The sequence below is a fragment of the Streptomyces sp. NPDC088812 genome (assembly GCF_044750285.1).
GTDB lineage: Bacteria > Actinomycetota > Actinomycetes > Streptomycetales > Streptomycetaceae > Streptomyces.
Genome location: NZ_JBIVJP010000046.1, coordinates 1 through 19,829, shown reverse-complemented (window position 1 = coordinate 19,829; position 19,829 = coordinate 1). Strand labels below are relative to the sequence as shown.

Annotated in this window: 17 protein-coding genes; 8 read left to right on the top strand and 9 right to left on the bottom strand. The window is 69.5% G+C overall.

Annotation, left to right across the window (positions count from 1 at the left end):
* Positions 1-1,003 precede the first annotated feature (1,003 nt).
* Positions 1,004-1,812, top strand: a protein-coding gene (locus ACIP67_RS42755; RefSeq protein WP_401700035.1) for an IS5 family transposase whose coding sequence is annotated in 2 segments (ribosomal slippage) — positions 1,004-1,321 and positions 1,324-1,812 — 807 coding nt in all. Because the reading frame shifts where the segments join, the coding sequence is not laid out codon by codon here.
* 19 nt (positions 1,813-1,831) lie between these two features.
* On the opposite strand, the gene ACIP67_RS42750 is transcribed toward ACIP67_RS42755, so the two are convergent.
* The gene (locus ACIP67_RS42750; protein ID WP_401700033.1) at positions 1,832-2,233 is read right to left on the bottom strand and encodes a hypothetical protein; all 402 of its coding nucleotides are present in this window, start codon (positions 2,231-2,233) and stop codon (positions 1,832-1,834) included.
* A 904-nt stretch (positions 2,234-3,137) separates the two neighbouring features.
* Positions 3,138-3,374, bottom strand: a complete 237-nt coding sequence (locus tag ACIP67_RS42745; protein ID WP_401700031.1) for a hypothetical protein — start codon at positions 3,372-3,374, stop codon at positions 3,138-3,140.
* Between the two features lie 125 nt (positions 3,375-3,499).
* Here ACIP67_RS42745 and ACIP67_RS42740 point away from each other — a divergent pair, with 125 nt between their 5' ends.
* Positions 3,500-4,690 carry a hypothetical protein gene (locus ACIP67_RS42740; protein ID WP_401700029.1) on the top strand — a complete coding sequence of 397 codons (1,191 nt, stop codon included), beginning with the start codon at positions 3,500-3,502 and terminating at the stop codon, positions 4,688-4,690.
* Between the two features lie 880 nt (positions 4,691-5,570).
* Positions 5,571-6,104 (top strand): hypothetical protein, encoded by a 534-nt coding sequence (locus tag ACIP67_RS42735; RefSeq protein ID WP_401700027.1) that lies wholly within the window; start codon positions 5,571-5,573, stop codon positions 6,102-6,104.
* Here the strand turns inward: ACIP67_RS42735 and ACIP67_RS42730 are convergent.
* The gene (locus ACIP67_RS42730) at positions 6,067-9,204 is read right to left on the bottom strand and encodes a S8 family serine peptidase (protein WP_401700024.1); all 3,138 of its coding nucleotides are present in this window, start codon (positions 9,202-9,204) and stop codon (positions 6,067-6,069) included. The two genes, ACIP67_RS42735 and ACIP67_RS42730, sit on opposite strands and share 38 nt — an antisense overlap.
* Positions 9,205-9,511: 307 nt before the next feature.
* Entirely contained in the window at positions 9,512-10,504 is a 993-nt protein-coding gene (locus tag ACIP67_RS42725; RefSeq protein WP_401700021.1) for an aldehyde dehydrogenase family protein, read from the bottom strand.
* A gap of 298 nt (positions 10,505-10,802) precedes the next feature.
* Here ACIP67_RS42725 and ACIP67_RS42720 point away from each other — a divergent pair, with 298 nt between their 5' ends.
* Positions 10,803-10,982, top strand: a complete 180-nt coding sequence (locus tag ACIP67_RS42720; RefSeq protein WP_401700019.1) for a hypothetical protein — start codon at positions 10,803-10,805, stop codon at positions 10,980-10,982.
* 158 nt (positions 10,983-11,140) lie between these two features.
* On the opposite strand, the gene ACIP67_RS42715 is transcribed toward ACIP67_RS42720, so the two are convergent.
* Positions 11,141-14,212 carry a Z1 domain-containing protein gene (locus ACIP67_RS42715; protein ID WP_401700017.1) on the bottom strand — a complete coding sequence of 1,024 codons (3,072 nt, stop codon included), beginning with the start codon at positions 14,210-14,212 and terminating at the stop codon, positions 11,141-11,143.
* Positions 14,213-14,335: 123 nt separating this feature from the next.
* On the opposite strand from ACIP67_RS42715, the gene ACIP67_RS42710 reads away from it, so the two are divergent.
* A complete protein-coding gene (locus ACIP67_RS42710) occupies positions 14,336-14,491 on the top strand; it encodes a hypothetical protein (RefSeq protein ID WP_401700015.1) in 156 nt (51 codons plus the stop codon).
* A gap of 240 nt (positions 14,492-14,731) precedes the next feature.
* Here ACIP67_RS42710 and ACIP67_RS42705 read toward each other — a convergent pair whose 3' ends face one another.
* From ACIP67_RS42705 to ACIP67_RS42690, 4 genes are all read right to left on the bottom strand, one after another.
* Positions 14,732-16,225, bottom strand: coding sequence for a UvrD-helicase domain-containing protein (locus ACIP67_RS42705; protein WP_401700037.1), 1,494 nt, complete (start codon positions 16,223-16,225; stop codon positions 14,732-14,734).
* Entirely contained in the window at positions 16,222-16,704 is a 483-nt protein-coding gene (locus tag ACIP67_RS42700; RefSeq protein WP_401700012.1) for a hypothetical protein, read from the bottom strand. Before ACIP67_RS42700 ends, ACIP67_RS42705 begins: the two co-directional genes overlap by 4 nt.
* Positions 16,701-17,561, bottom strand: a complete 861-nt coding sequence (locus ACIP67_RS42695; protein ID WP_401700010.1) for a DUF6083 domain-containing protein — start codon at positions 17,559-17,561, stop codon at positions 16,701-16,703. Before ACIP67_RS42695 ends, ACIP67_RS42700 begins: the two co-directional genes overlap by 4 nt.
* Positions 17,562-17,730: 169 nt before the next feature.
* Positions 17,731-17,994, bottom strand: coding sequence for a helix-turn-helix domain-containing protein (locus ACIP67_RS42690; RefSeq protein ID WP_046702854.1), 264 nt, complete (start codon positions 17,992-17,994; stop codon positions 17,731-17,733).
* Positions 17,995-18,187: 193 nt separating this feature from the next.
* On the opposite strand from ACIP67_RS42690, the gene ACIP67_RS42685 reads away from it, so the two are divergent.
* The 3 genes from ACIP67_RS42685 (at position 18,188) to ACIP67_RS42675 (ending at position 19,765) form a co-directional block, all read left to right on the top strand.
* A complete protein-coding gene (locus tag ACIP67_RS42685; protein WP_401700008.1) occupies positions 18,188-18,988 on the top strand; it encodes a hypothetical protein in 801 nt (266 codons plus the stop codon).
* Positions 18,979-19,218 carry a hypothetical protein gene (locus ACIP67_RS42680; protein WP_401700006.1) on the top strand — a complete coding sequence of 80 codons (240 nt, stop codon included), beginning with the start codon at positions 18,979-18,981 and terminating at the stop codon, positions 19,216-19,218. Before ACIP67_RS42685 ends, ACIP67_RS42680 begins: the two co-directional genes overlap by 10 nt.
* 217 nt (positions 19,219-19,435) lie before the next feature.
* Complete coding sequence (locus ACIP67_RS42675) at positions 19,436-19,765, top strand: hypothetical protein (protein WP_401700003.1); 330 nt, start codon at positions 19,436-19,438, stop codon at positions 19,763-19,765.
* Positions 19,766-19,829: the final 64 nt, after the last annotated feature.

Genomic DNA, 19,829 nt, shown 5'->3' with positions numbered 1-19,829 from the left:
CGGGGGGCATAAAGCCCCTTTGGGAATTCCTGGCGGAATTCCTCGCCCCCGGAATTCGCCTGGCGGCGAATTCTCTGTGGTTTATGTCGGGCCGCTGGCGCGGCCCTTGGTTTTGCGTGTGAATTTGCCTGGCGGCAAATTCTGGGGTTGTGGGTGGATTTTGGGTTTCTGTTTTTGCCTGGCGGCAAAATTCCTTTTGGTTTTGTTGGGCCCGCTGGCGCGGCCCTTTTTGGGTTTTGCGTGTTGGGGTTTGTCGGAGCGCTGGCGCGCTCCGGTTATTGACGGACTGTTAGGTGTGGCGCGGTGTCATGCCAAGTATCATGACCGGGGGTTGGGGGTGGGATGTCGCGGGCCTGACGGCTCGTTGGGGAGTATTGAGGATTGCAATATTCGAAGGGTTCGGTTGCTTTGAGGGGGCTTCTTGACTGTTGGCCGGGGGCTGGGTGGGGCTTTGGGCCCGTGTGCGGTGTGACGGCTGTGGGGCTGCTCCCCTTCCTTGGAGTGAGGGCGAGGGGCCCTGTGCTCCCCGTGGGCGGGCCGGGGGTGAGCTGGGGTACTAGTCCGCCCCGGGGCTGCGCGCCCCCAGTCAATCGAGCCCAACAGCACTTCCGCTTCCGCCCTCGCCCCACCGTGGTGATCCACTGTGAGCAGCCAGAGCAGCTCCGTTTCTCCACGCACCGCTCGCTTCTGCCCTCACCGGGCTGTAAGGCATGGCCCCCTCCCTTCCTGTCGCTTAGGCCTCGGCAGTTGAGGAGGAGCTCGGGCGCGGCTCCTTCCTCTGGGCTGTTGGTGTTCGGAGGTGGCATAGATAGTGAGGGGAACGGGGGCTGGTGTCGTTGTCGAGGTGAGTCTGGTTGATCAGCGGACGGACGTCGGGGATGCCGGCCCAGGGACAGCCGGGTGTGCGGGCCGTGGCCGGCCCGCTCTATGAGCTCGTAACACGATCTTGTTGAAACGTGCTGGTGGGGCGTGACTGGTGTGATGATTCGGCCGTTCGTGATGTGTGAGTACTCGGCCGTGGATCGTGGACGACGACTTGTGGGCACTGATCGAGCCGTTGCTTCCGCCGTGGCCGGAGAAGTCGCCGGGTCCGCGGCCTGTGGCGGACCGGCTGTGTCTGCAGGGCATTCTTTACGTGCTCCACAACGACATAGCCTGGCAACTCCTCCCCCTGGAGCTGGGGTTCGGCTCGGGACAGACCTGCTGGCGCCGCCTGGGTCGCTGGCAGCAGGCCGGCGTCTTCGACCAGCTGCACCGCGTTCTGCTCGCCAAGTTGAACGCGGCCGGCGAACTCGACTGGTCCCGTGCGTGTGTGGACGGCTCCCACATCCGTGCGAAAAAGGGGGAGCCGACACCGGCCCGTCGCCGGTCGACCGCCGGAAGTCGGGCAGCAAGCACCACTTGATCTGCGACGGACGCGGCACCCCGCTCAAGGTCATCACCACCGCGGCGAACGTCAACGACGTCACCCAGACCCTCTCCCTGGTCGACGGCATCCCGCCGACGGCCGGGCGTCCCGGCCGGCCACGCCGCCGCCCTGATTCGCTGCTCGGGGACAAGGGATACGACTCCAACCCCAACCGCGAGGATCTGCGCAAGCGCCGGATTCTGCCAGTGATCTCCCGCAAGGGCGCCCCGAACATCAAGGGCCTCGGCAAGCTCCGCTACGTCGTGGAGCAGACCTTCGCCCTGCTCCACCAGTTCAAACGCCTCGCCGTCCGCTGGGAACGCCGAACCGAACTCCACGACGCCTTCGTCTCCTTGGCCTGCGGACTCATTTGCTGGAGGCGACTGAAGAAGCACTGGTCATGATCGTGTCACGAGCTATTGGCTACAACTCACACCACTTACCCAGGGGGCCGGCCGCCCACGTCTGCGTGAAGTCGTGCACCAGCTCCCAGGCCCGATCGGTATCCAGGACAAAGTTGCCCGTGAACACGGCGAGGTCGTCCATGATCGGGACGTCGACCTCGGCACCCGAGGGGACGGTGCCGTCTCCTACGAGCAGAGACATCCGATCGGTGTCACTCATCAGGTGGACGACCGCGTGATTAGCTCGGAAGGCCAGGATCAGCACCGGGAACTCCCTGTCCGGCGACCGAACCTCGAGGTACCCCTGGCCACAGGAACGCAGGTCGTTGAAGTGATCTGACAGATCCTTCACCTCTGAGCGCCTCTCATCCGGATGGAACAGTCCAGACTCCGGCGACGTCGCCGCCCACATCACGCTCATCCAGCCCCTCTTCCCCGCGCAAGCCGTCGCCCACGATCCAAGGCCACGCTCCCACGCTCCACCACGACAGGGCTGCTGGGGCTGGGCTGCATGATCGTGTTACGAGCTCTATGTAGCCGCTGACGAAGTCGCGCAGGGGCGCCGGGTCAGGGGCTCCCTCATATGCCGGTGCCTCAACTTCCCTGAGCTAGTGGGGGTGTTCTGGGGGTGTTCGTCGACTCGGCGGGCGAGCGCCCGTGTCCAGAGCCTGATGCCGTGTCCTCACGTGTGAAGGACAGTTCTCCGCCCTCGGGCACGGGCGCGACCAAGTGGTGCTGTACAGGGGTGGTGAGCATCGGGTTCTCCTGGCGGGCAACGGAACAGGGCGCAGCCGTGTGTAAGGGCACTCTTGGTCAGCCCGGTTGGAGCATGCTGTCTCCCCGCGCTGCGGGGCTTGTAGGGAGAGTCCGACACCTGTCTCCGTTGGCGGCGGAGCAGGGCAGTCCCGGATGCGCAGGTTCTGCGGCCCCTGGGTTGCCGACCCGCCTTGTGCCCGGCTTGCCCTGTCGGCCGCCCATAAAACACGTCCCGAGCGAATCCCCGGAGGCCGTTAGATTGGGTCTGGGGCTAGCTACGGTTTTTTCTTCCGGGTCGCATCGGAAAGGTATTCACGCATGGTCCGGGGGCTGGTGGATATGGCTTCTTCTATCGATGGCCTGGGCGGCCCGATGGAATTTTCTATCCAGGCCCATTGACAAGCTAGGGGTGGATGCCTGAAAGGCCGGTTGGATAGTGTATCAGATTTCTTGAAAGAGGGTTTTATTCTGGAGTTGAAGGGTGAGTGATGGGCTGGGCTACTTGGGTTGATATTAGGCAGGGGCGGGATGCGTTTTGTTGAGGGCCGCTCTCCCTGCATTTTTCCGTTTTATGGGCGGTCTGGGTACCAGGGGGCGAGGCACAGGAGGAGGTGGAGGGTGCGGCGAGCGGCGGTACGGCGGGCCGGGTTCGGAGCGTAGGCGGCGCCGAAGGCAAGGACCGCAGCGAGGGCCAGGAGCAGCAGAAGAGCAAGGCCCACGTAAACGAGTGCGGTACGGCTGGCTGTGGTGGGGACGAGGAGGAACGCGGCGGCGGCCGTGGCCGTACGGGTGGTGCGGGTGGGCATCAGAGGGCGCTCCTTTGGGCAGTTCAGGACCGGTTCAGGCCTGTGCGGCGGCGGGTGTTGGGTTGAGTTCACCGTGTGCGGCACGCATCATTTCCGGGTACCTCGCGGGGTTCTAAAGTGGACGGGTGGTCAGAGGAGAGCCGAGCGGGGCGGATCAGGAGCTGATCGAGCGCCTTGCGGCGCTCGGGGTGACGGTGTCGGCGGCGCAGTTGGAGCGGTGGCGCGCGGCGGGGCTGCTGGCCGGGCATGAGCGGCTGTGGCTGGGGCGCGGGCGCGGCTCGGTGTCGGTCTTCACCGAGGAGACCGTCGCGGTCGCCGCGGCGCTCGGGCGGCACGCGCGGTCGGGCCGGGACCTGCGCTGGACGGTGATCGCCTGGTACGCCGAGGCCGGACGTCCAGCGCTGCCCGGAGCCATGGTGGTGCCGGAGCCGCCGTGGTCGGCCTTGCACCAGGCACTGGTGTGGGCCATGGGCCGCTCGTCGGCGCAGCGCCTGGCTGTCCAGGCCCGTGCTGCGGCCGGTGCCGACCAGGAGACGCAGGACGCCTTCTACACAGAGGCCGGGCGGGTGCTGGGGCGGGGGCCGGGCGGGCCGCCGCACCCGGACGAGATGCGGCGGGTCCTCGAGGAACCGGAGGCGGTGCTCGACCGGGGCGTGGAACTGAGGCGGCGGTACGGGGCGGTACGGCTTGCCGCGGCTGCCGGCATGGGTGTTGACGAGGTCGGTGGCGGGGCCTTCGTCGATGCGATCGCCACCCTGATGCCCGGCCTTGACTGGGTGCCGGTCGCCCAGTCCGCGCGGCAGGCCGAGGCCGACGGCACCCTGGAGGACTGGATCCAGGCCGGCTCGGTGGACCCGCTCGCCTCCCTTCAGGCGGCTGGCGCCGAGGAGATGGCTGCCGCGCGCGCCGTGGCGCAGTTGCTCGCTGGGGTCGGCGTGCTGTACCTGCTGCCCGGACTGGGGATGCCGGACAACCCCGCCCTCGCCGGCCTGCGGACACAGCTCGACCAGTCCGGGTTCGCCCTGATCGTGGCCCGGACGGTCCCTCTCATGATCAACCCGTCCGGCGTTCCCCACGTCCTGGCCATGTGCCTGGCCCCCGAACTCGCCGCGCTCGCCGCCTGGCTGGAGTCCGTCCTGGCCGAACAGGTCGAGAGCCAAGGAGGGTTGCTGCGGCTGCCCGGCGCCGAGCAGGACGGGGCCGAGGCGTATATGCGAGCCGGGATCGACCACATCCACCACCTCACCGACCGCGCACAGGCGCACCGGGCCCACGTTGAGGAAACGGGCTCGGTCGTCGGCAATGTCGAGGCGTAGCCGACAGCACAGGCGCAGAGCGCCGACCGTAGACGGGCGGCCGGGACGCCTTGGCCCGGGCCATAGGAGCAGCAGGGCGGGTGTCTGCCACAGCGACCGTGAATCCGACGTCACAACGCGGGGGCGGCGCCCATGAGTGGGCCTCGGCCGCCCGGGCCGTTGCACGCCGGCGCCAAGGGCCTGGAGCTCAGCGGCGAACGCCTCCGCCAGTAGCTCGCCATCCGCATCCCCGCCCTCCCCGCCGGCCGGCGGGCCTTGCCCCGACCCGCTCGTGCCTGCGGTGCAGGACGGAACAGATGTGACGGGCTCCGCGCATGGGTGCCCGCCCGAGGAACTGTGGGGTGCGCCGTCCGGGCCCGGCGGCGCGTGCCTCTCCCCCGCCCTGCCGTCGTACGGCTCGGACCCCGGGCCGTACGAACCGGGCGCAATACCGGGTGGGCCACGCCACCGACACCTACAGGTCCCGTCTCCCCGGCACCGGAAGCTACCTGGCTAATCGGCTCCTGGATTTCCCTGAAAATGCATCCTGAAATAGGTCTCTAATTTCTCATTGTATGCACGCTTGAATAACTTTGATAATGGAGATTGGTGTGCAGATAATTGGTGGTGGTGTCCGGTATTTGTCAGTGGAAGGTGTGTGACCTGCGAGCGCAGGGCGGCACAGGGGGATCATGGCGTGATGTGAGCGCTGGCGAACGTGTTCGGAGCGTGTCCGTCCCCCGAGGGCGCCGGGGGACGGACGGGCGTCCGGGACGGGACGGAGGCCGTCGTACGACCGTGCACGGCGCCGAGTGGAATCACTGGTCTGACGGTCCGTCACCCCGACGGGCCGCTACGCTGCGTTGAGCATTGCAATATTCGATGACCCGGGCGGTGGAACATGCCTCGCGCAGCGGTACGGGCAGTGTGGATCTCCGTCGACGACGGCATCCCCCAACAGGTCAAGGACCTCGCCGAGGAGCACAAGTCGCTCCGGGAACGGCGCTCCGCCTCCCCCCGGTGGTACACCCCCCGCCGTACGCCGCGCCGGGAGGCGTCCCGGCGCAGGGCCGCCTGGCTCGCCGAGGTCCAGCGCCAGCGGGGCGCGGGTGAACTCCTCGACGCCCAGGACGTGATCGTCGAGTACGGCGTCCGGGAGGAACTGCGCGCACGGGGCTGGAACCATGACAACTGGGCGGAGGCGCCCGACGAGGCCTGGAACCCCGGCCGGTGGCCCGGCTCGCGCGACCGCGGAGCCGGCGGCTACCCGCCCTGGTCACGGGGCCGGCTGTCGGCCAGATGCCGGCGTGGTGCCGAACCGCCGTCTTCGGAGGACGACCGTGTTGTGGGGCCGGGGTGGGGGACGCTGTGTCTCCCACCCCGGCCCCGGGTGGTCGTCAGCCGACGCGGTAGGCCCGGATCACCGTCTGCCTGAAGGCGTTGCCGGAGTGGTCCTCACCGCTGGCGCGCAGCGACACCCAGCCGCTGCCGGAGGGGGCCGCGGGGTGGGTCACGACGGACTGCCCCGCAGTGCCCCGGACTTTGGTGGGAACGCGCGTCCACGTCGCCCCTTCGTCGTACGACACCTCGACCGTCAGCGAGGCGACGCCCTGCTTCGAGCGGGGCCCCTGCTGCTGCACGGCGAACGGGATCGTGAAGCTCTTCCCGGCCGGAGCGACGCCGTTCGGGTCGGTCGGCGGCTGGAAACGCAGCACGGTCAGCGGCAGCGGGGCGGTCGTGTCGGTGCTCGCGGAGCGGAACGTCCAGCCGGCCTCGATCCGCTGCGACCGCGCACCGTGCCAGGACGTGTCTCGCGACGCGGAGACTTCGAGCCGGTAGTCGGCCGCGTCGCCGGGCACGGTCCAGTACTCGTCCAAGTTGTCGAAGCTTGCCTCGTCCGGCCACGGGCTGGTCAGCTTGCCGACCACGGTCCCGTCCCGGTAGAGGGTCGCCGTGCCCTGGCTGAACGCGCGGTCGTTCCAGTTGTAGTGGTTCGGGTCGGAGTCTCCCCACAGGGACAACGCGGGTGCGATCCGGTTTCCGGTACGGGTCAGGAACTCCCCGTTCGCAGGCAGCGCCGGACCGACCACCGGATAGTTCCAGCTCTCCTTCGAGGTGCTGCCCGGCTTGTAGGTCCGCGGGTTGGACGCCATGTGTCCGAGCCCGTAGTAAGAGGTGCCGTCCGGAGTCATGTAGTTGCCGAGGATCCCCGTCCAGGAGACGTCCGGGTCCGCGCTGTAGTACTCCGCCCGTCGTGCGGCGAGCGGTACGTTGCGCACCACGGTGATGAGGCTGGTCTGGCCGCCCACGAAGCCCGAGATGATCCGGGCCGCTCCGTCACGCTGACCGTCACGCTTGCCGTAGAAGGCGTCCACCTTGGCCAGCTGCCGCCGCGGGACCTCGTAGGAGAGCCGGTTCGGAATGCCTCCCTGCTTGTCCTCCACCAGTGCGTAGACGGGGCTGTCGGCCAACGCGCCGGGGTCCGCCGGTGCCGCCAGCGTGGTGCGGTAGTAGTAGCGGTAGGCGTCGTCCCGGTCCGCGGCCGAGGTGGGCACGGCGGACAACGCCGTCGTCGAGTAGTGCGGGGTGAAGACCCCGAAGCCCGATGTCTCGCGTCGGCCGGTGGAGTCGACAGCGGTGGTCTGGCCGCCGAAGTCACGGAACCAGGGTGCGACGGTGTCGTCCGGGACACCGACGGACGCCGGCTTGGCCTCGCGCGCGTCGAACCGGACCGCGACGTCCTCGTCGAGCTCGACCACGGGCCTGCTCTCGAGGGTGAGCTCGGTGGCCGCCTTCGTTTCCGGATCCACCGTGGTGGTGAGGGCGGTGAGACCGTACCTGCCCCTGGGCAGCCGGATGTGTGCCTCGGGCTTGACGGAGTTGATCAACACGGACGTCGAGGAGCCGGTCCGGTCGAGAGGATCGATGACGACCGTGCTCTGGTACGGCGCCAGCGGCGTGGTTCCGTTGCGGTCGAGGGCCGTGAGGTCGACGTCGTAGCTCTCCTCCTCGAAATGCGCCCCGAGCACGGTCTCGACCCGGGTGGCGCCGTCGGACGTCGTCGCCTCCAGTCGCCAGCCGTACGAGCCGCCGGTGGAGGGGAGCCCGGCCGACGGGTCGACGGTCACGTCCACCGTGGACGTGCCGTGGGCCGGCACGGTGATCTCGGTGGCGGACAGACTCAGTGTTCCCTCGGGCGGTGCCGCCAGGTCCGGCGTCGCCGACGACGGACGGATGCGCAGCGTCACCGACGCATCGGCGTCATTCCGGTAGGTGATCGTCGTGGTCTCGGCCGGGTGCGCCTTGTGCGGCCAGGTGAACGGCCCCACATTGATGTTCGCGGGGGATGCGGTGACCGGCTGGCTCGTGCCCCTGGCCACGTCGACGAGACCGCTGCCCTGGACGTGGACGCTCTGCGCGGGTTGCGGGCCGGCCGTGGACATGAGCGCGTCCTTGAGCCGTTCGCCGTCCCAGTCCTGGTGCGCCTGGGCGAGCAGCGCCACTGCGCCCGCCGCCGCCGGTGCCGCCATCGACGTGCCGGACAGCGCCGTGTAGTTGTCGTCGACCGGGCCCTGCGGGCCCTCGGGGTCGACGTCACCGACGGGGGTGCCCTTGGCCCGGGGCGCGATCACGGCGACTCCGGGGGCGGTGACGTCCGGTTTGATGCTTCCGTTCCCGAGCCGGGGGCCCCGGCTGGAGAACGAGGCGATCGCCCCTGTGGAGTCGACCGCTCCGACGGTGAGTGCCGCGTCGGCCGCGGCCGGCGCCCCGACCGTGGAGGCACCGGGTCCGGAGTTTCCGGCCGACGCGACGAAGAGTGCCTCACTCTGCGCCGACAGGGTGTTCACCGCCTGGGACAAGGGGTCCGTTCCGGAGCTGGGCAGACGCGTGCCGAGACTCATGTTGACGACGTCGGCCCCCTGGGCCACGGCCCATTCCATGCCCGCGATGCTGAATCCGCTGCCGCTCGCGTCCATGACCTTGCCGACGAGCAGAGAGGCGTCGGGGGCCACGCCCTCGTACCGGCCGTCCGAGGCGGCGCCGCTGCCAGCGATGATGCCGGCCACATGGGTTCCGTGGCCGTTGTCGTCGTCGGCGTTGTCGGAGTCGGCCACCAGGTTCCGTTCCGCGACCACCGCACCGTCCAGGTCGGGATGGTCGTGGTCCCAGCCGGTGTCGAGAACGGCGACCTTCACGCCCTTGCCGGTGTATCCGGCCGCCCGGGCCGCCGGGACTCCGATCTGGGCGTTGCCGACGTCGTCACGGGTCTCGACCGGGGCGTCCAGCCACACTTTGGCCAGCCCGCTCTCCAGCTTCGTCGCCGTCGCCGACTCACGGACGATGTCCGCCCAGAACGCGCCGGCCTCGTCGTGCTGCTCCTCGACGGCGGTCGCGTCGATGCTCCGCAGGGTGTGCCTGACGTCCGCCCCCTCGGCCTCGGCGAGCGCTCGGGGAGTACGGTCCCCGGTGTGCTCGACGATCAGTGGTAACGCGTCGCTCGTGCGATCACTTCGGGTTCCACAACGGCCGATCATGCCGTACGAAGCGCTTGGCGGCGCCTACCTCACCCAGCGCGACCCCGACTGACCAACAAAAGGCCAGGTCACAGGCCTGGCTCAGCGAATCTCGATACGCACCCCTCGCACTCCCTCCTCCGTCAGCCAACCTCGCAAGCTGACCAACCATCAGGAGTTCAGCATAAAAGACCAGGTCAGAGCACATCTGACCTGGTCTTGGGTAGAGCCGCCTTCGGGATTCGAACCCGAGACCTACGCATTACGAGGTCGACAGGGATCGTGGCGGAGTGTGCCACGTAATCGCATCATGTCCCGTTTCCGCAGATCAAAGCAATTGTGCTGGTCCCGCTGCCCGCATCCTGTAGTACACGGTCCAAGGGCGTCCGCGCTCCCGCCCCCTGGCGAAGCGGTGAACCTGCACAGCGGTGAGGACCAGCCGGTGCCGTAGATGTTGAATGTGAGGCTGGCAGGCTTGGCCTTGTTGAGGGTGTTGTTGAACTTGGAGTACTGGAGGGGAAGGCGCTGCCCCAGTCGGAGTAGTCCATGATGGTCTGGAGGTTCTTGGCGGGGTCGTTGCTGCTCGCTCCTCGTGCGACCGGGTCCCCGTTTCGGGTGTGCCGCCGTCCGCCGTCGTAGGCGCGCCCTCGGCGTGAGGCCAGAACGGGTACGCCCGCGGCCCCTCCTGGACCGTGATCCAGCGAAGATCCGTGAACTTGTATGCTCCGGTCATGCCGCCGAAGCAGCCCCAGCCCGATGCCTTGACGCCGCCGAAGGGCATCTGGGGCTCGTCGTGCACCGTCGGTCCGTTGACGTGGCAGATCCCGGAGTCGATGCGGTGCGCCACGGCGAGGGCGCGGTCCGCGTCACGGCCGAAGACGGCCGCCGACAGACCGTACTCGCTGTCGTTCGCGGCCTCGACTGCCTCGTCGACACCGCTGACGCGCCGCTCGACGAACGTGTCCGCGATCGTCTCGTCGACGATGATCCGCTCCGTCGACATACAGATCTGGCCCGAGTTCGCGAACGCCCCGAAGGCCGCCGCGTCGACGGCGGCGTCCATGTCGGCGTCGAGCACCACCAGCGGAGCCTTGCCGCCCAGTTCGAGCACGGACGGCGTGAGGTGCTCGCCGCACAGCCGCCCGATGACGCGCCCGACGTGGGTGGAGCCCGTGGAGTTCACCCGGCGGACGGCCGGGTGCGCGATCGTGGCCTCCACGACGGCGGGGGCGTCCTCGGGCGCGTGCGTCACGAAGTTCACCGTCCCCGCCGGCAGGCCGGCGGGGATCAGCGCGTCGACGGTCAGCGGTGGGTGTGGCACGGATGCGGTCGAGGAGCGCTTCCATGCCAATGAGCCCAGCGTCCAGTCCGAGTTGCTGCATCCAGTTGTCGACCTGCTCGCGGCGTTCGGATTCCACCCGCAGGTCCAGGGCGGGGTCCCGCCGTGCGATCCCCTTGAGTCTTCCGGCACTGGGGCCAGTCCTTCGGGACGGAGAAGGCTGCCTACGGCGTCACTGGTAACGAAGTGCAGTTGCTGAGGCTGGGCGACAAGGACCTCCTCGACATCGGCGAGGTCGGCCAGGGCGGCAACGACGGCGGGGGCGACGACTGTGCCGAGGATGCCTTCCAGGAGGCCACACAAGTCCGGCACGGGGCCGCCCCGGATCGCCAACAACAAGGCCGCAGACCCCGCCGGGCGCATCCTCCGCGACCTGCTCATGCCGCTGATCCTGCCGCGCCTGGCCAACCGAGAGCAGTCACGCCAGACCTACGGCTACCACATCGACTGGGCCGTGTAGATGCCGCCCCGGCGAGCTGCGGACTTCCCGGCACGGAGCGCACGCATACGGACGGGGCGGTGCTCCCATGTCGAACGTGCTGGCCTCCGCCTGGGCCTGGCTGCGCCGTGCACCGCCCCAGGGACCGAGGGACATCCCCGGCTTCAACGCCGGTCGCATCAAGGGCTGCGTACGGACCGGAAGCGAAGCAACGGGCCCTCCTCCTTCTCCGGGGTGTAGATGCCAACCCCCATGACGATCTGCGACGGGTCCGCCTCACCCTCCTTGACGGAGCCGTCCTCCCCTTCGTGAATGGGGTACAGGAGCACTGCCCCCAGGAGCGACAGCGCCCCGTCGGCCCGGCCCACCGCGGCCTCGACCGCGGACTCGTGCGACGGGTTCGTGATCCTGCCGAAGCCGTCCCCCCGGCCGGCCCGACGCGCTCGGCGGAAGAGGGGCAGCGATTCAAAGCCGAGAACCGACGCCGTGGGTCCGTCACCAGCGGGTTGCGGCACGACCAGCAGCCACTGGCCCCCGGGCTCTGGTCCCAGCTGCTCCAGGTAGGGGAGGTGCGGGCGCAGCTGCGGCCCGGTGCCCTCCAGCTCGGAGAAGACATGCATCAGGCGGGCGTGCGGGACCAGGCCGGTGCGGGCGCGGAGGGAGGTGGATCGGCCGCTGAGCACGCGGGGCTCCGCCAGAACGTCCAGCAGCGGCCGCCACTGCTGGACGTTGCGGGCTTTCGCCGCCGCGTCCACGGGGTGGGCGAGCGGCTCGATCCACCGGCCGGGCGAGCGGATCTCGACCAGTTCGGCGTTGAAGAGGGCGTTCCGTCGCTGCTCCGCGTCCATCGCGCCCAGGTGCTGCGCGAGCAGCGGCGGCACTTGGGCGGGCGTGAGCGGTGGCCTGCCGTCGACTTCGACGGCGTAGCGCGCCAGATCCTCCTGGAACGAGCGCTGGTCGCGGAAGATCGCTGCGAAGGCGTCGAAGAGGCCCCCACCGGTATCGTCCGGGACTCGCGCGAAGTAGAGCCGCATCAGGTCCTGGTAACCGATACGGAAGCCGGCCCAGCGTCCCATCCCGGCCAGACCCACCGCGCTATCGGTGCGTGGCCCCTGGTAGATGACGGTCAGACCCTCGACGGTGCCGCCGTGGGAGAGCCGTGAGCCGCAGACGAGGATCTTCCAGATGTGCCGCCGCGCGAAGTCCAGCTCATGCCCGCCGTGTTCGCCGTGTGTGGATCCGCTCTCGATCACGACGGGGTTGCCGTCGGAGTCGATCCGCGACCACGCAGCAACGACGTACGGCGCGAGCTCGTCGAAGGACTCGGGGACGGGCAGGCCGTCGGCCCGTTCGCAGGAAACGGGCTCGACGTCCCTTTCGTACAGCTCGCGGAGCCGTACCAGACCGTCGGCCCGGTCGTAGGAACCCTCGTACCAGAGGCGGCGCAAGCGCGCTGCCTGTTCCCGCTTCCGAATGACGCGATCCGAAGAGTGAACGATCATGATGTGGTGGCGATAGTCGGTTCTTACTTCGCCCCCGCCGCGCGCGGCCCGGTACAGCTTCACGGCACCGGTCAGCACGAACATGTCCATCGCCTGTCGTTCGCCCTGGTCATCGTCCTTGTCACGGAGCACGAGGTTGCGGACGTGCGCCTTCTCCGGAGAGTTGGCGAAGGTCCGCCGCTCCTCCGGGACGACCGAGTCGATGTCGTGGAAGTCCTCCACACCCACGTAGCCGGCCGGGCGCGGCAGGGAAACGATGAAGTCCCTCGGGAACAGGTCCTCCAAGGCGGCCGGGTCCATGAGGGTGCCGACGAAGGGCGATGTGGCGTAGGCGACGTACTGCGCCCTGGGCAAGAGGCCCAGCAGTTCCGCCATGGCGGCCTGGACGGACGTGAGGCCCGCCTTCCCCGTTCCGGTCGCCTTCCTGCGGGTGTTCACGGCGCCCGTATCCCACTCCGTGCCGTCGTCGATGATCAACGTGGGGATCTCCACCAGCGGCGAGTGGATGCTCTGCAGGTCCTTGACCAGCTTGGACAGGATGGTCTTGTTCTTCTTCACGACCATGAGCCGTACGGACGTGGCGTGCAGGTTCTCGGGATCGTTCAGCGGCAGCTGCGGCATCCGCTTCTCGAACTCGAGCGCGGCGAGGCCCTGGCGCAGGCCGGCGTAGTCGTTGTCGCGCGTCGTCAGACGGACGATGTCGAACCCGCCCTCCGAGGCGGGACGTCGGCCGTGCCGCAAGAACCCGTCCGCCTTGAACCAGTCGGGATCGTCCACGTACTCGGAGTCCTCGGCCTCGCCCGCGCCACGCAGGATGTTCTCCCGCCCCACCAGATCGCGGTCGAGGGTCCGCTGCAGCTGGTACCGCAGCGCGTTGCTCGGTCCCGTCAGCACGATGACGAGGCGGTAGCCCGCGTCGACCGCCTTGGCCACGGAGCCGGTGATGTGGGCGCTCGCGCCGGACTGGACGGGCGTGATCACCAAGCCCTTGGCCTGGTAGGCCTCCGCCGCGCCCGGGTTGGCCAGCTTCTCCACCACCTGGTCCGTCGCCTCGTCCAGGTCGGCCACCCTGGAGGCCGGCCACCCCCGTCGCGCCAGGAGGTCGGCGTACGCGGGCCAGTACCGCCCCCGGCCGGGCCGTGCCTCCGGGTCGTACCACCGGGCGGACGACGACCGGATCACCACGGGCCCGCGGCTGTCCCGGAGCCCAGCCTCGGCGAGCAGCTTCCCGATGCGCCGCGCCAGCTGGTCGCGCTCCTGCTCGACCCGGGCCAGCTCCTGCTCGCGCTGATGCAGCCGGTGGCGCAGGGAGTCCAGCTCGGCCGCGGTGCCGTCCGTGTCCGCGACGGCCCGGCTGTCCTCCAGCTCGCGCAGGCGCTCCTCCAGCTCGCGCCTGCTGCGCTCGAGGAGCCGGATGCGGCTCGCCGGATCCATGCGGCTCTCTTCGTCCTTGCGGAACAGCGCCCACACCCGGGCGGTCTCCTCCTCGGACAGCGGCGGCCGAGGAGGCTCGCCCGCGTCGTGGAGAAGGTTCTTCACGAAGTCCTCCTGCGCGGGCCGCTCGCCACTGAGCGCGCGGCTTACGGAGCTGGCGGCGCGCGCTTCCTTCTCCGCGTACGTCCGCAGGGGCATCTCGAGCCTCTGGAACAACTCGCGCAGAGCAAGGGCGAGTTCCCGGCGCTCCGGGCCCGCATCCGGGTGGAGCGGGCCGAGGGCACTGGCCCCACTTCGACGTCTACTGGTTGTCACTGACCCAGTGTTGGCCACCACTTGGATCTGTCGGACTGTTGCGCACGAATTGGCAACGCGTTGCGCACCATTGGCAACCGTTGCGCGATGCGCACCACCCTCCGCACACCTCAAGCTCGCAGCATGACCCAGACGATTCCCCAAGCCCCCCAGCGCAAGACCTCCCGCCTACGCCGCGCCGCCGCGGTCGTGATCCTCGGCTTCATCGGCGGAATCGCCACGGGCCTGGGCCGCATCGCAGGAGCAGAGTTCCCGGACTGGCTCCAGCTGCTGCTCTGACACCAGCCGGTAACAAAACGTACGCAGTCGGTAGCCGGGTACCGCTCTGCTTGTCCGCGCAGCGTGAGTGCCTGGATAGCCACCGCAGGCGGGAGTGTCATGAATCAGGCTGGACCCGCGGAGGACGGGGCGCCCCGATGCCGTCGCGGCATGACCCGTGATCCGGTGGAGGCGGTCTGGGCCAGGCGGCAAGTGGTCTGCCCAGAGTCGGATATATCGGCCTCGCCGGTGGGGTGAGGCCTACGCGTACCTGTCCCCGGCCTGCGGTGATGGTGACAGGAATGCGGCAGGGTGGTCCTCAATCCAGGACAGGCCGCCGATGTCGAGGTGGTGGCGGGTGCGGGTGACGGCGACGTAGGCGAGGCGGGCTTCGCCGTCGTCGATCGGGCCGGGTACCGCGCGGCCTGTGTCGTCCAGTTGGTCGCTGTCCTTGGGCGGGGTGAAGTCGTTGGCGATTCTCACGCGCGGCCATTCGCGGCCCTTGGCCCTGTGGGCGGTGGAGACGGTGACCTCGGCCTGTTGCTCGGGGACCAGTTGAGCAACAGCGGAGAGGATGGCGTCTGTGCCGTGGGTGTCGACGAGGTCGACAAGTGGCTGCAGATCGCGTCCGGCCGGATCGTGGGCGGCGTAGTCCTGCAGCTCGCCCCAGGAGGGGAACAGGACCAGTTCGGGATGGGTGGTCCGGCGGCCGTCCTTCAGATCGTGGGCGGCCAGGGCCAGGGCGCGCAGGCTGTCTCCTCCCCCGACCAGGGCTACCCGGTGTTCGGTGGTCAGCAGGTCCATGACCTGGGCGATGGCGCCGACGTTGGTGCGGCACAGCACCGCGTCGGGCTGGGTGAGGGGACTAAGTTCGGTGGGCACGGTCTCGGTGCCGGTGAGGCGGAGGGGGGCGTCAGCGATGGCCAGCCACCGGTTGGCCTCGTCGGCGAGGCGGGGGCCGAAGCGGAAGGACTGGGAGAGGGCGAGCTGGGTGCCGTCGAATCCGGTCATGACGTCTTTGGCGCCACGCCAGTCGTAGATGGCCTGGGCGGAGTCGCCGACCATCACCAGCTGGGCGTGGCCGCGCTGGTCGAGGAAGATCTGCTCGACGACGGGGTTGGTGTCCTGTGCCTCGTCCAGCAGGAGGAAGTCGGCATCGATTTTCGGGCTCGTGAGGGCCCAGATCTTCAGGTAGTGGTCGTGGTCGAAGCGGACGGCGCCGTCGTCGGGGTGCTGGAGGTCGGCCCAGGCTTTGCGGGCGAAGGGGACGATGTGGGCGGCGAGTTGGGCGTGCAGGTCGCGGTCTTCCAGGCCGCGCAGGTGAGGGACGTGGTGGCGGGTGATGGCGGGGTCGGCGGTGTGGCAGAAGCGGGCCACCGTACGCAGGGCGGCGTTGGAGAGCGTTCTTTGTGACAGGTCGCGTTCGCCGATCCGGACGGCTTTGGTGATGCCGAGGGCTTGTCCGGTCTGCCAGGCGGGGCGGCGGGGGGCGTTGAGGCGGCGGGTGTAGTGGTGGCCGATGGCGGCGTAGGCGAGGGCGTGGGCGGTTTTGCAGGTGACGGTGGGCGGGAAGCGGGTGCGCGCGTCTTGGGCGATGGCTCGGTTGTAGGCGAGGTAGCGGCCTCGGCGCCGGGTGGCGTGGGCGAGTTGGGCCAGGGTGGTGGTTTTGCCGGTGCCCGCGCCGGCTTGCAGGGCCAGGTGGTCGCCGGCGTGGAAGGCGTCGGCGGCGGCTTGCTGTTCGTCGGTGGGGGTCAGCACGGCGCGGCTCCGGGGGTGCGGGTGAGGGTGCGGCCCAGGGCTGCCAGGAGATGGGGTGCGGTGGTGTGGGCAAGCAGGTTCTGGACTGCGCGGTCGAGGCGCTCGGCCTCCTCGCCGGCGTGCCGGGCCAGGGCCCGCTGGAGGGCCAACTGGAGGAAGAGGCGGAGTGGTTGTCCCGCGCTGTCGGCGGTGGCCTGGAGAGCAGCGTGTGTGGCGGGCGGGAAGGCGATGTTGAGGAGGATCTTGCCGTCCGCGTCGGGGTAGTGCGTGGTGATCACGTCGATGGGGAGCAGTCCGCCGGTCTGGTGGCGCAGTCGGTTGAGTGCCTTGGTCGGGCTTTTGGCGGGCATCAGGGCCAGGAGGTGGGTGGCGTCGTGGTTGGCTGCGAGCGGCATCGTGCGGGTGGCCTGGTGGAGTTCGGCCGGGGTGAGGGGTCGGGTCAGGGTGATGTCCAGGGCGTGGTGGGGCATCGTCATGCCTTCCCGTGGTGGCCGGGCGTGGCGTGGGGCAGGCGGGTGTGGATGTGCGCCGCGTGCAGGAGGGGGTCGAAGACCTGCCAGTCGGCCAGGGCGAGGTCGGCGGCGCCCGGATTGGCGGCGTGGGCGGGGCATCGTTGGGTGCGCCAGCGCAGCTGCTCGGCGTAGGGCAGGCGGCTGAGGTCGTAGACGGCCATCAGTGTGGCGGGCAGGGCGAGTTGGCCGCGCTGCGGGCTCGCGGGCAGCAGCGTCCATAGGCCTTGGGGGGTGTTGGGGGCGAGTACGGGCTGCGGGCAGCGGTGGCGGTGTCGGGTCTGGGCCACACACCGGATGCCCTCAATGGGGATCTCGGCAAGGTAGCGGCCCAGCAGCAATTGCACGACGGACCGGGCGGGCTGGTGCCTGACGGCAGGCGGCTCGCAGACGGCACGTTGGGCCGGGGTGAAGACGCCGGTGTCGATGAGGCGGCGGGTGCGGACGGCGAGTTGGCGGCGTACCGCCTCAAGGTGCGGGCCGGTCCGGGTGGTGGGGGTGCGGTCCGGGCAGAGCACGGCGTGCGGAATGCGGCACCAGGCGCTTCCGTCGCCGTGCGGGTGGGCGATGCCGCTGCTCAGGTGCCAGCGGCAGGATTCGGGGACGTCGGCGGCGGTCAGTTCGGCGGGGTGCAGGGCGATGGGCCGCTGGTCGGCGCGCTGGTAGAAGTCGATGCGGTTGCCGCACCGGCGGCAGCGGACGCTTTGGCCGGCGCGCAGCAGACGGTTGGGGCTGGTGGCGGCCACGCGCAGCGGACGGCGCGTCTGGGTGGTGAGGGGGCTGCCGTCCCAGGGGCGGCCGGTGGAGAGGGTGTTGGGGTGCATAGCGGGGACCGTGTCAGGCGAAACCCCGCGATGTCGGGGATGAACAGGGCCGTTTCCCCCGGGCGGCCCAGTGGCATCGAACGCGTAAGCCAGTCGACGTATGAAGGTTCGATGCATGCTCGCCGGTTCGGGTGAATCGCGAAGCGGTGGGCGAGCAGGGGCAGCACGGTCAGGAGTCCGGGGTGCCGGGTGGGGTGTGGTTGTCGCAGATGGGGCCCAGCAGGTGGTCGATGGGGACGTCGAAGGCGTGGGCGAGGGCGTGCCAGGTGGTGACGCTGCCGGTGGTGCGGCCGTGTTCGAGGTCGATGAGGGTGCGCCGGGCCAGGCCGCTGCGGGCGGCGAGTTCGTCGAAGGTCCAGCCGCGCGTGTCCCTCAGCCGCGCCAGCGTCACACGCAGCGCAGTGAGGTCGGGGTCGGGCGGCAAGATCGTCACTCCACCATCCGAAGGTGCAGACCCCTGCCCTGTCAGTGCGGGTTCCTGCACTATCGATGCAGGTGGGCGATGGACGGCCCGGCACTGCGGGAGGGCAGGGATCTGCACTACGGTGCGGCCGACTCCCGCTCTCGCTCACCGGGAGGGCACGGCACCTGGACAGCACGGATTCGGATGGGAGGGCAACGGGCCGATGCGGCTTGCCAGCACGCACGCCACGGTGCAGCGCATCTGGACGGTGGAGCTGCGCCCGCAGCCGGGCGAGCCGGCTCTGGCCTGTCCTCGCTGCACGCTGCACGGCCACCCCGTGCAGGCCGCCTCCGCACGGTCCGCGGCCCTGACCCATCTGGCCCGCCACGCCCGTACCGACGCTCTGCCGGGGCATCTGCGTACCTGCCAGTGCCGGGCGCGCGGTTGTCAGTGGCATCCCCGCCACCGCGGCTGTGCAGGACCGGTGCTCCTCGCCCTCACCCGCGACCGCAGCGGCCGCACTTGGCGTCTCGCCGACGCCTGCGCCGCCTGCGCGGCCGCCACCAGTCATACGGCCGTTGTCCCCGCCACCCTCCTCGCACCGCGCCCTCATCGACGCGCTCGGCGCCGGCCCGAGCCGCCGGGCGGCCCGGCCGAACGCACCCGCGTGCGGGAGATGCTCACCTATCTGGTAGCGGCACTCCCCCAGTTCACCTCCCCCGGCGCCCGCCTGCTCGCCCTGCAGTGCGCCCTACGCTCCGACACCCACGGCTACGTCCAGCTTTCCGGTGGACTGCTGCGCGGCATGCGGCTGCACGGCCGCAGCGAGCTGTGGGAGGAGCTGGAACAGACACGCTGGCTACGCCGCACGGCGGGCAAATACCCGCGTACCAGGCGCAGTTGCTGGATGCGGCAGTCCTCTCCCAGCAACCGGGCAGCCGAGCTCGGGCCCGCGCCGCGCACTGGGCCCTGCGTCCGTCTCCATTGGCATCGCCGACCGGACGGCCTGCGGCTTTGCAGCTGACCGCACTGGCCCTTGCCTCGCACACCTCGGGGGACGCCGGCAGTACCGACATAAATGTGCTCGCCCGCATGTGCGGACACTCACCCCACCAGACCGCCGAACTCCTCGACCGGCTGACCGCATCACACACACTGACCGCCTGGCACCACAACCGAGAAACCGACGAAGTCTTCTGGCACCTGCCCCAACAGCACACCACAGCACGGCCCGACGAGCCTCGACCGCACTGACTACGGCGCATGGATGACAGGGCGGCTGAGCGCAAGACATCTTCCGAGCGGAACAATCAGCTCCGCCCCGCCCGTACTATCGCTACACGGGAGCAGACTGCACCAGGCGCGGCCACCCACGAATCGATCAAGCCCTGCGGAATCACCGCCCAGCCCAGGCGCCCGCTCTGGAGGGTAACTTCAGCCCGCGGCCGCGCCCCGAGGAAAGGCCAGCATCATGCCTGACACCCAGACCGCCACCACCGAACTGACATCGCATTACACGGCCCAGGTGGCAGGCGACCTTGAACGCAACGCCAAGGAACAGGACCGCATCGGCGCGGAGATCGACGCGCTGCAGGAACAACTACTCGCCCTGCAACACGACCACACCGTGCTGACGAACATGCAAAAGGCACTCGGCGCCACGGACACCGCCACACAGCCTGCCCCCGACGAGGCCGCAACGCCCTCAGTACCGCGGCAGAAGACCACTACGCAGCCCGGTACGGGCAAGCGGGTACGGGCGAAGAAAACCGAGCTGACCCCGGTTTCGTGGAGTCCCTGAAGCCAGGATTATGATCCTGGCCCGAAGGAGAACCACGAGCTGTGCCAGCACCACGTAAGTACCC

What these genes read in the sequence shown, in the direction of transcription:
- ACIP67_RS42685 (WP_401700008.1), top strand. Translation starts at nt 18,188, where the DNA reads ATGCGGCTTGCCAGCACGCACGCCACGGTGCAGCGCATCTGGACGGTG.
- ACIP67_RS42695 (WP_401700010.1), bottom strand. Translation starts at nt 17,561, where the DNA reads ATGCACCCCAACACCCTCTCCACCGGCCGCCCCTGGGACGGCAGCCCC.
- ACIP67_RS42675 (WP_401700003.1), top strand. Translation starts at nt 19,436, where the DNA reads ATGCCTGACACCCAGACCGCCACCACCGAACTGACATCGCATTACACG.
- ACIP67_RS42700 (WP_401700012.1), bottom strand. Translation starts at nt 16,704, where the DNA reads ATGACGATGCCCCACCACGCCCTGGACATCACCCTGACCCGACCCCTC.
- ACIP67_RS42735 (WP_401700027.1), top strand. Translation starts at nt 5,571, where the DNA reads ATGCCTCGCGCAGCGGTACGGGCAGTGTGGATCTCCGTCGACGACGGC.
- ACIP67_RS42750 (WP_401700033.1), bottom strand. Translation starts at nt 2,233, where the DNA reads ATGAGCGTGATGTGGGCGGCGACGTCGCCGGAGTCTGGACTGTTCCAT.
- ACIP67_RS42710 (WP_401700015.1), top strand. Translation starts at nt 14,336, where the DNA reads ATGACCCAGACGATTCCCCAAGCCCCCCAGCGCAAGACCTCCCGCCTA.
- ACIP67_RS42730 (WP_401700024.1), bottom strand. Translation starts at nt 9,204, where the DNA reads ATGATCGGCCGTTGTGGAACCCGAAGTGATCGCACGAGCGACGCGTTA.
- ACIP67_RS42745 (WP_401700031.1), bottom strand. Translation starts at nt 3,374, where the DNA reads ATGCCCACCCGCACCACCCGTACGGCCACGGCCGCCGCCGCGTTCCTC.
- ACIP67_RS42720 (WP_401700019.1), top strand. Translation starts at nt 10,803, where the DNA reads ATGCCTTCCAGGAGGCCACACAAGTCCGGCACGGGGCCGCCCCGGATC.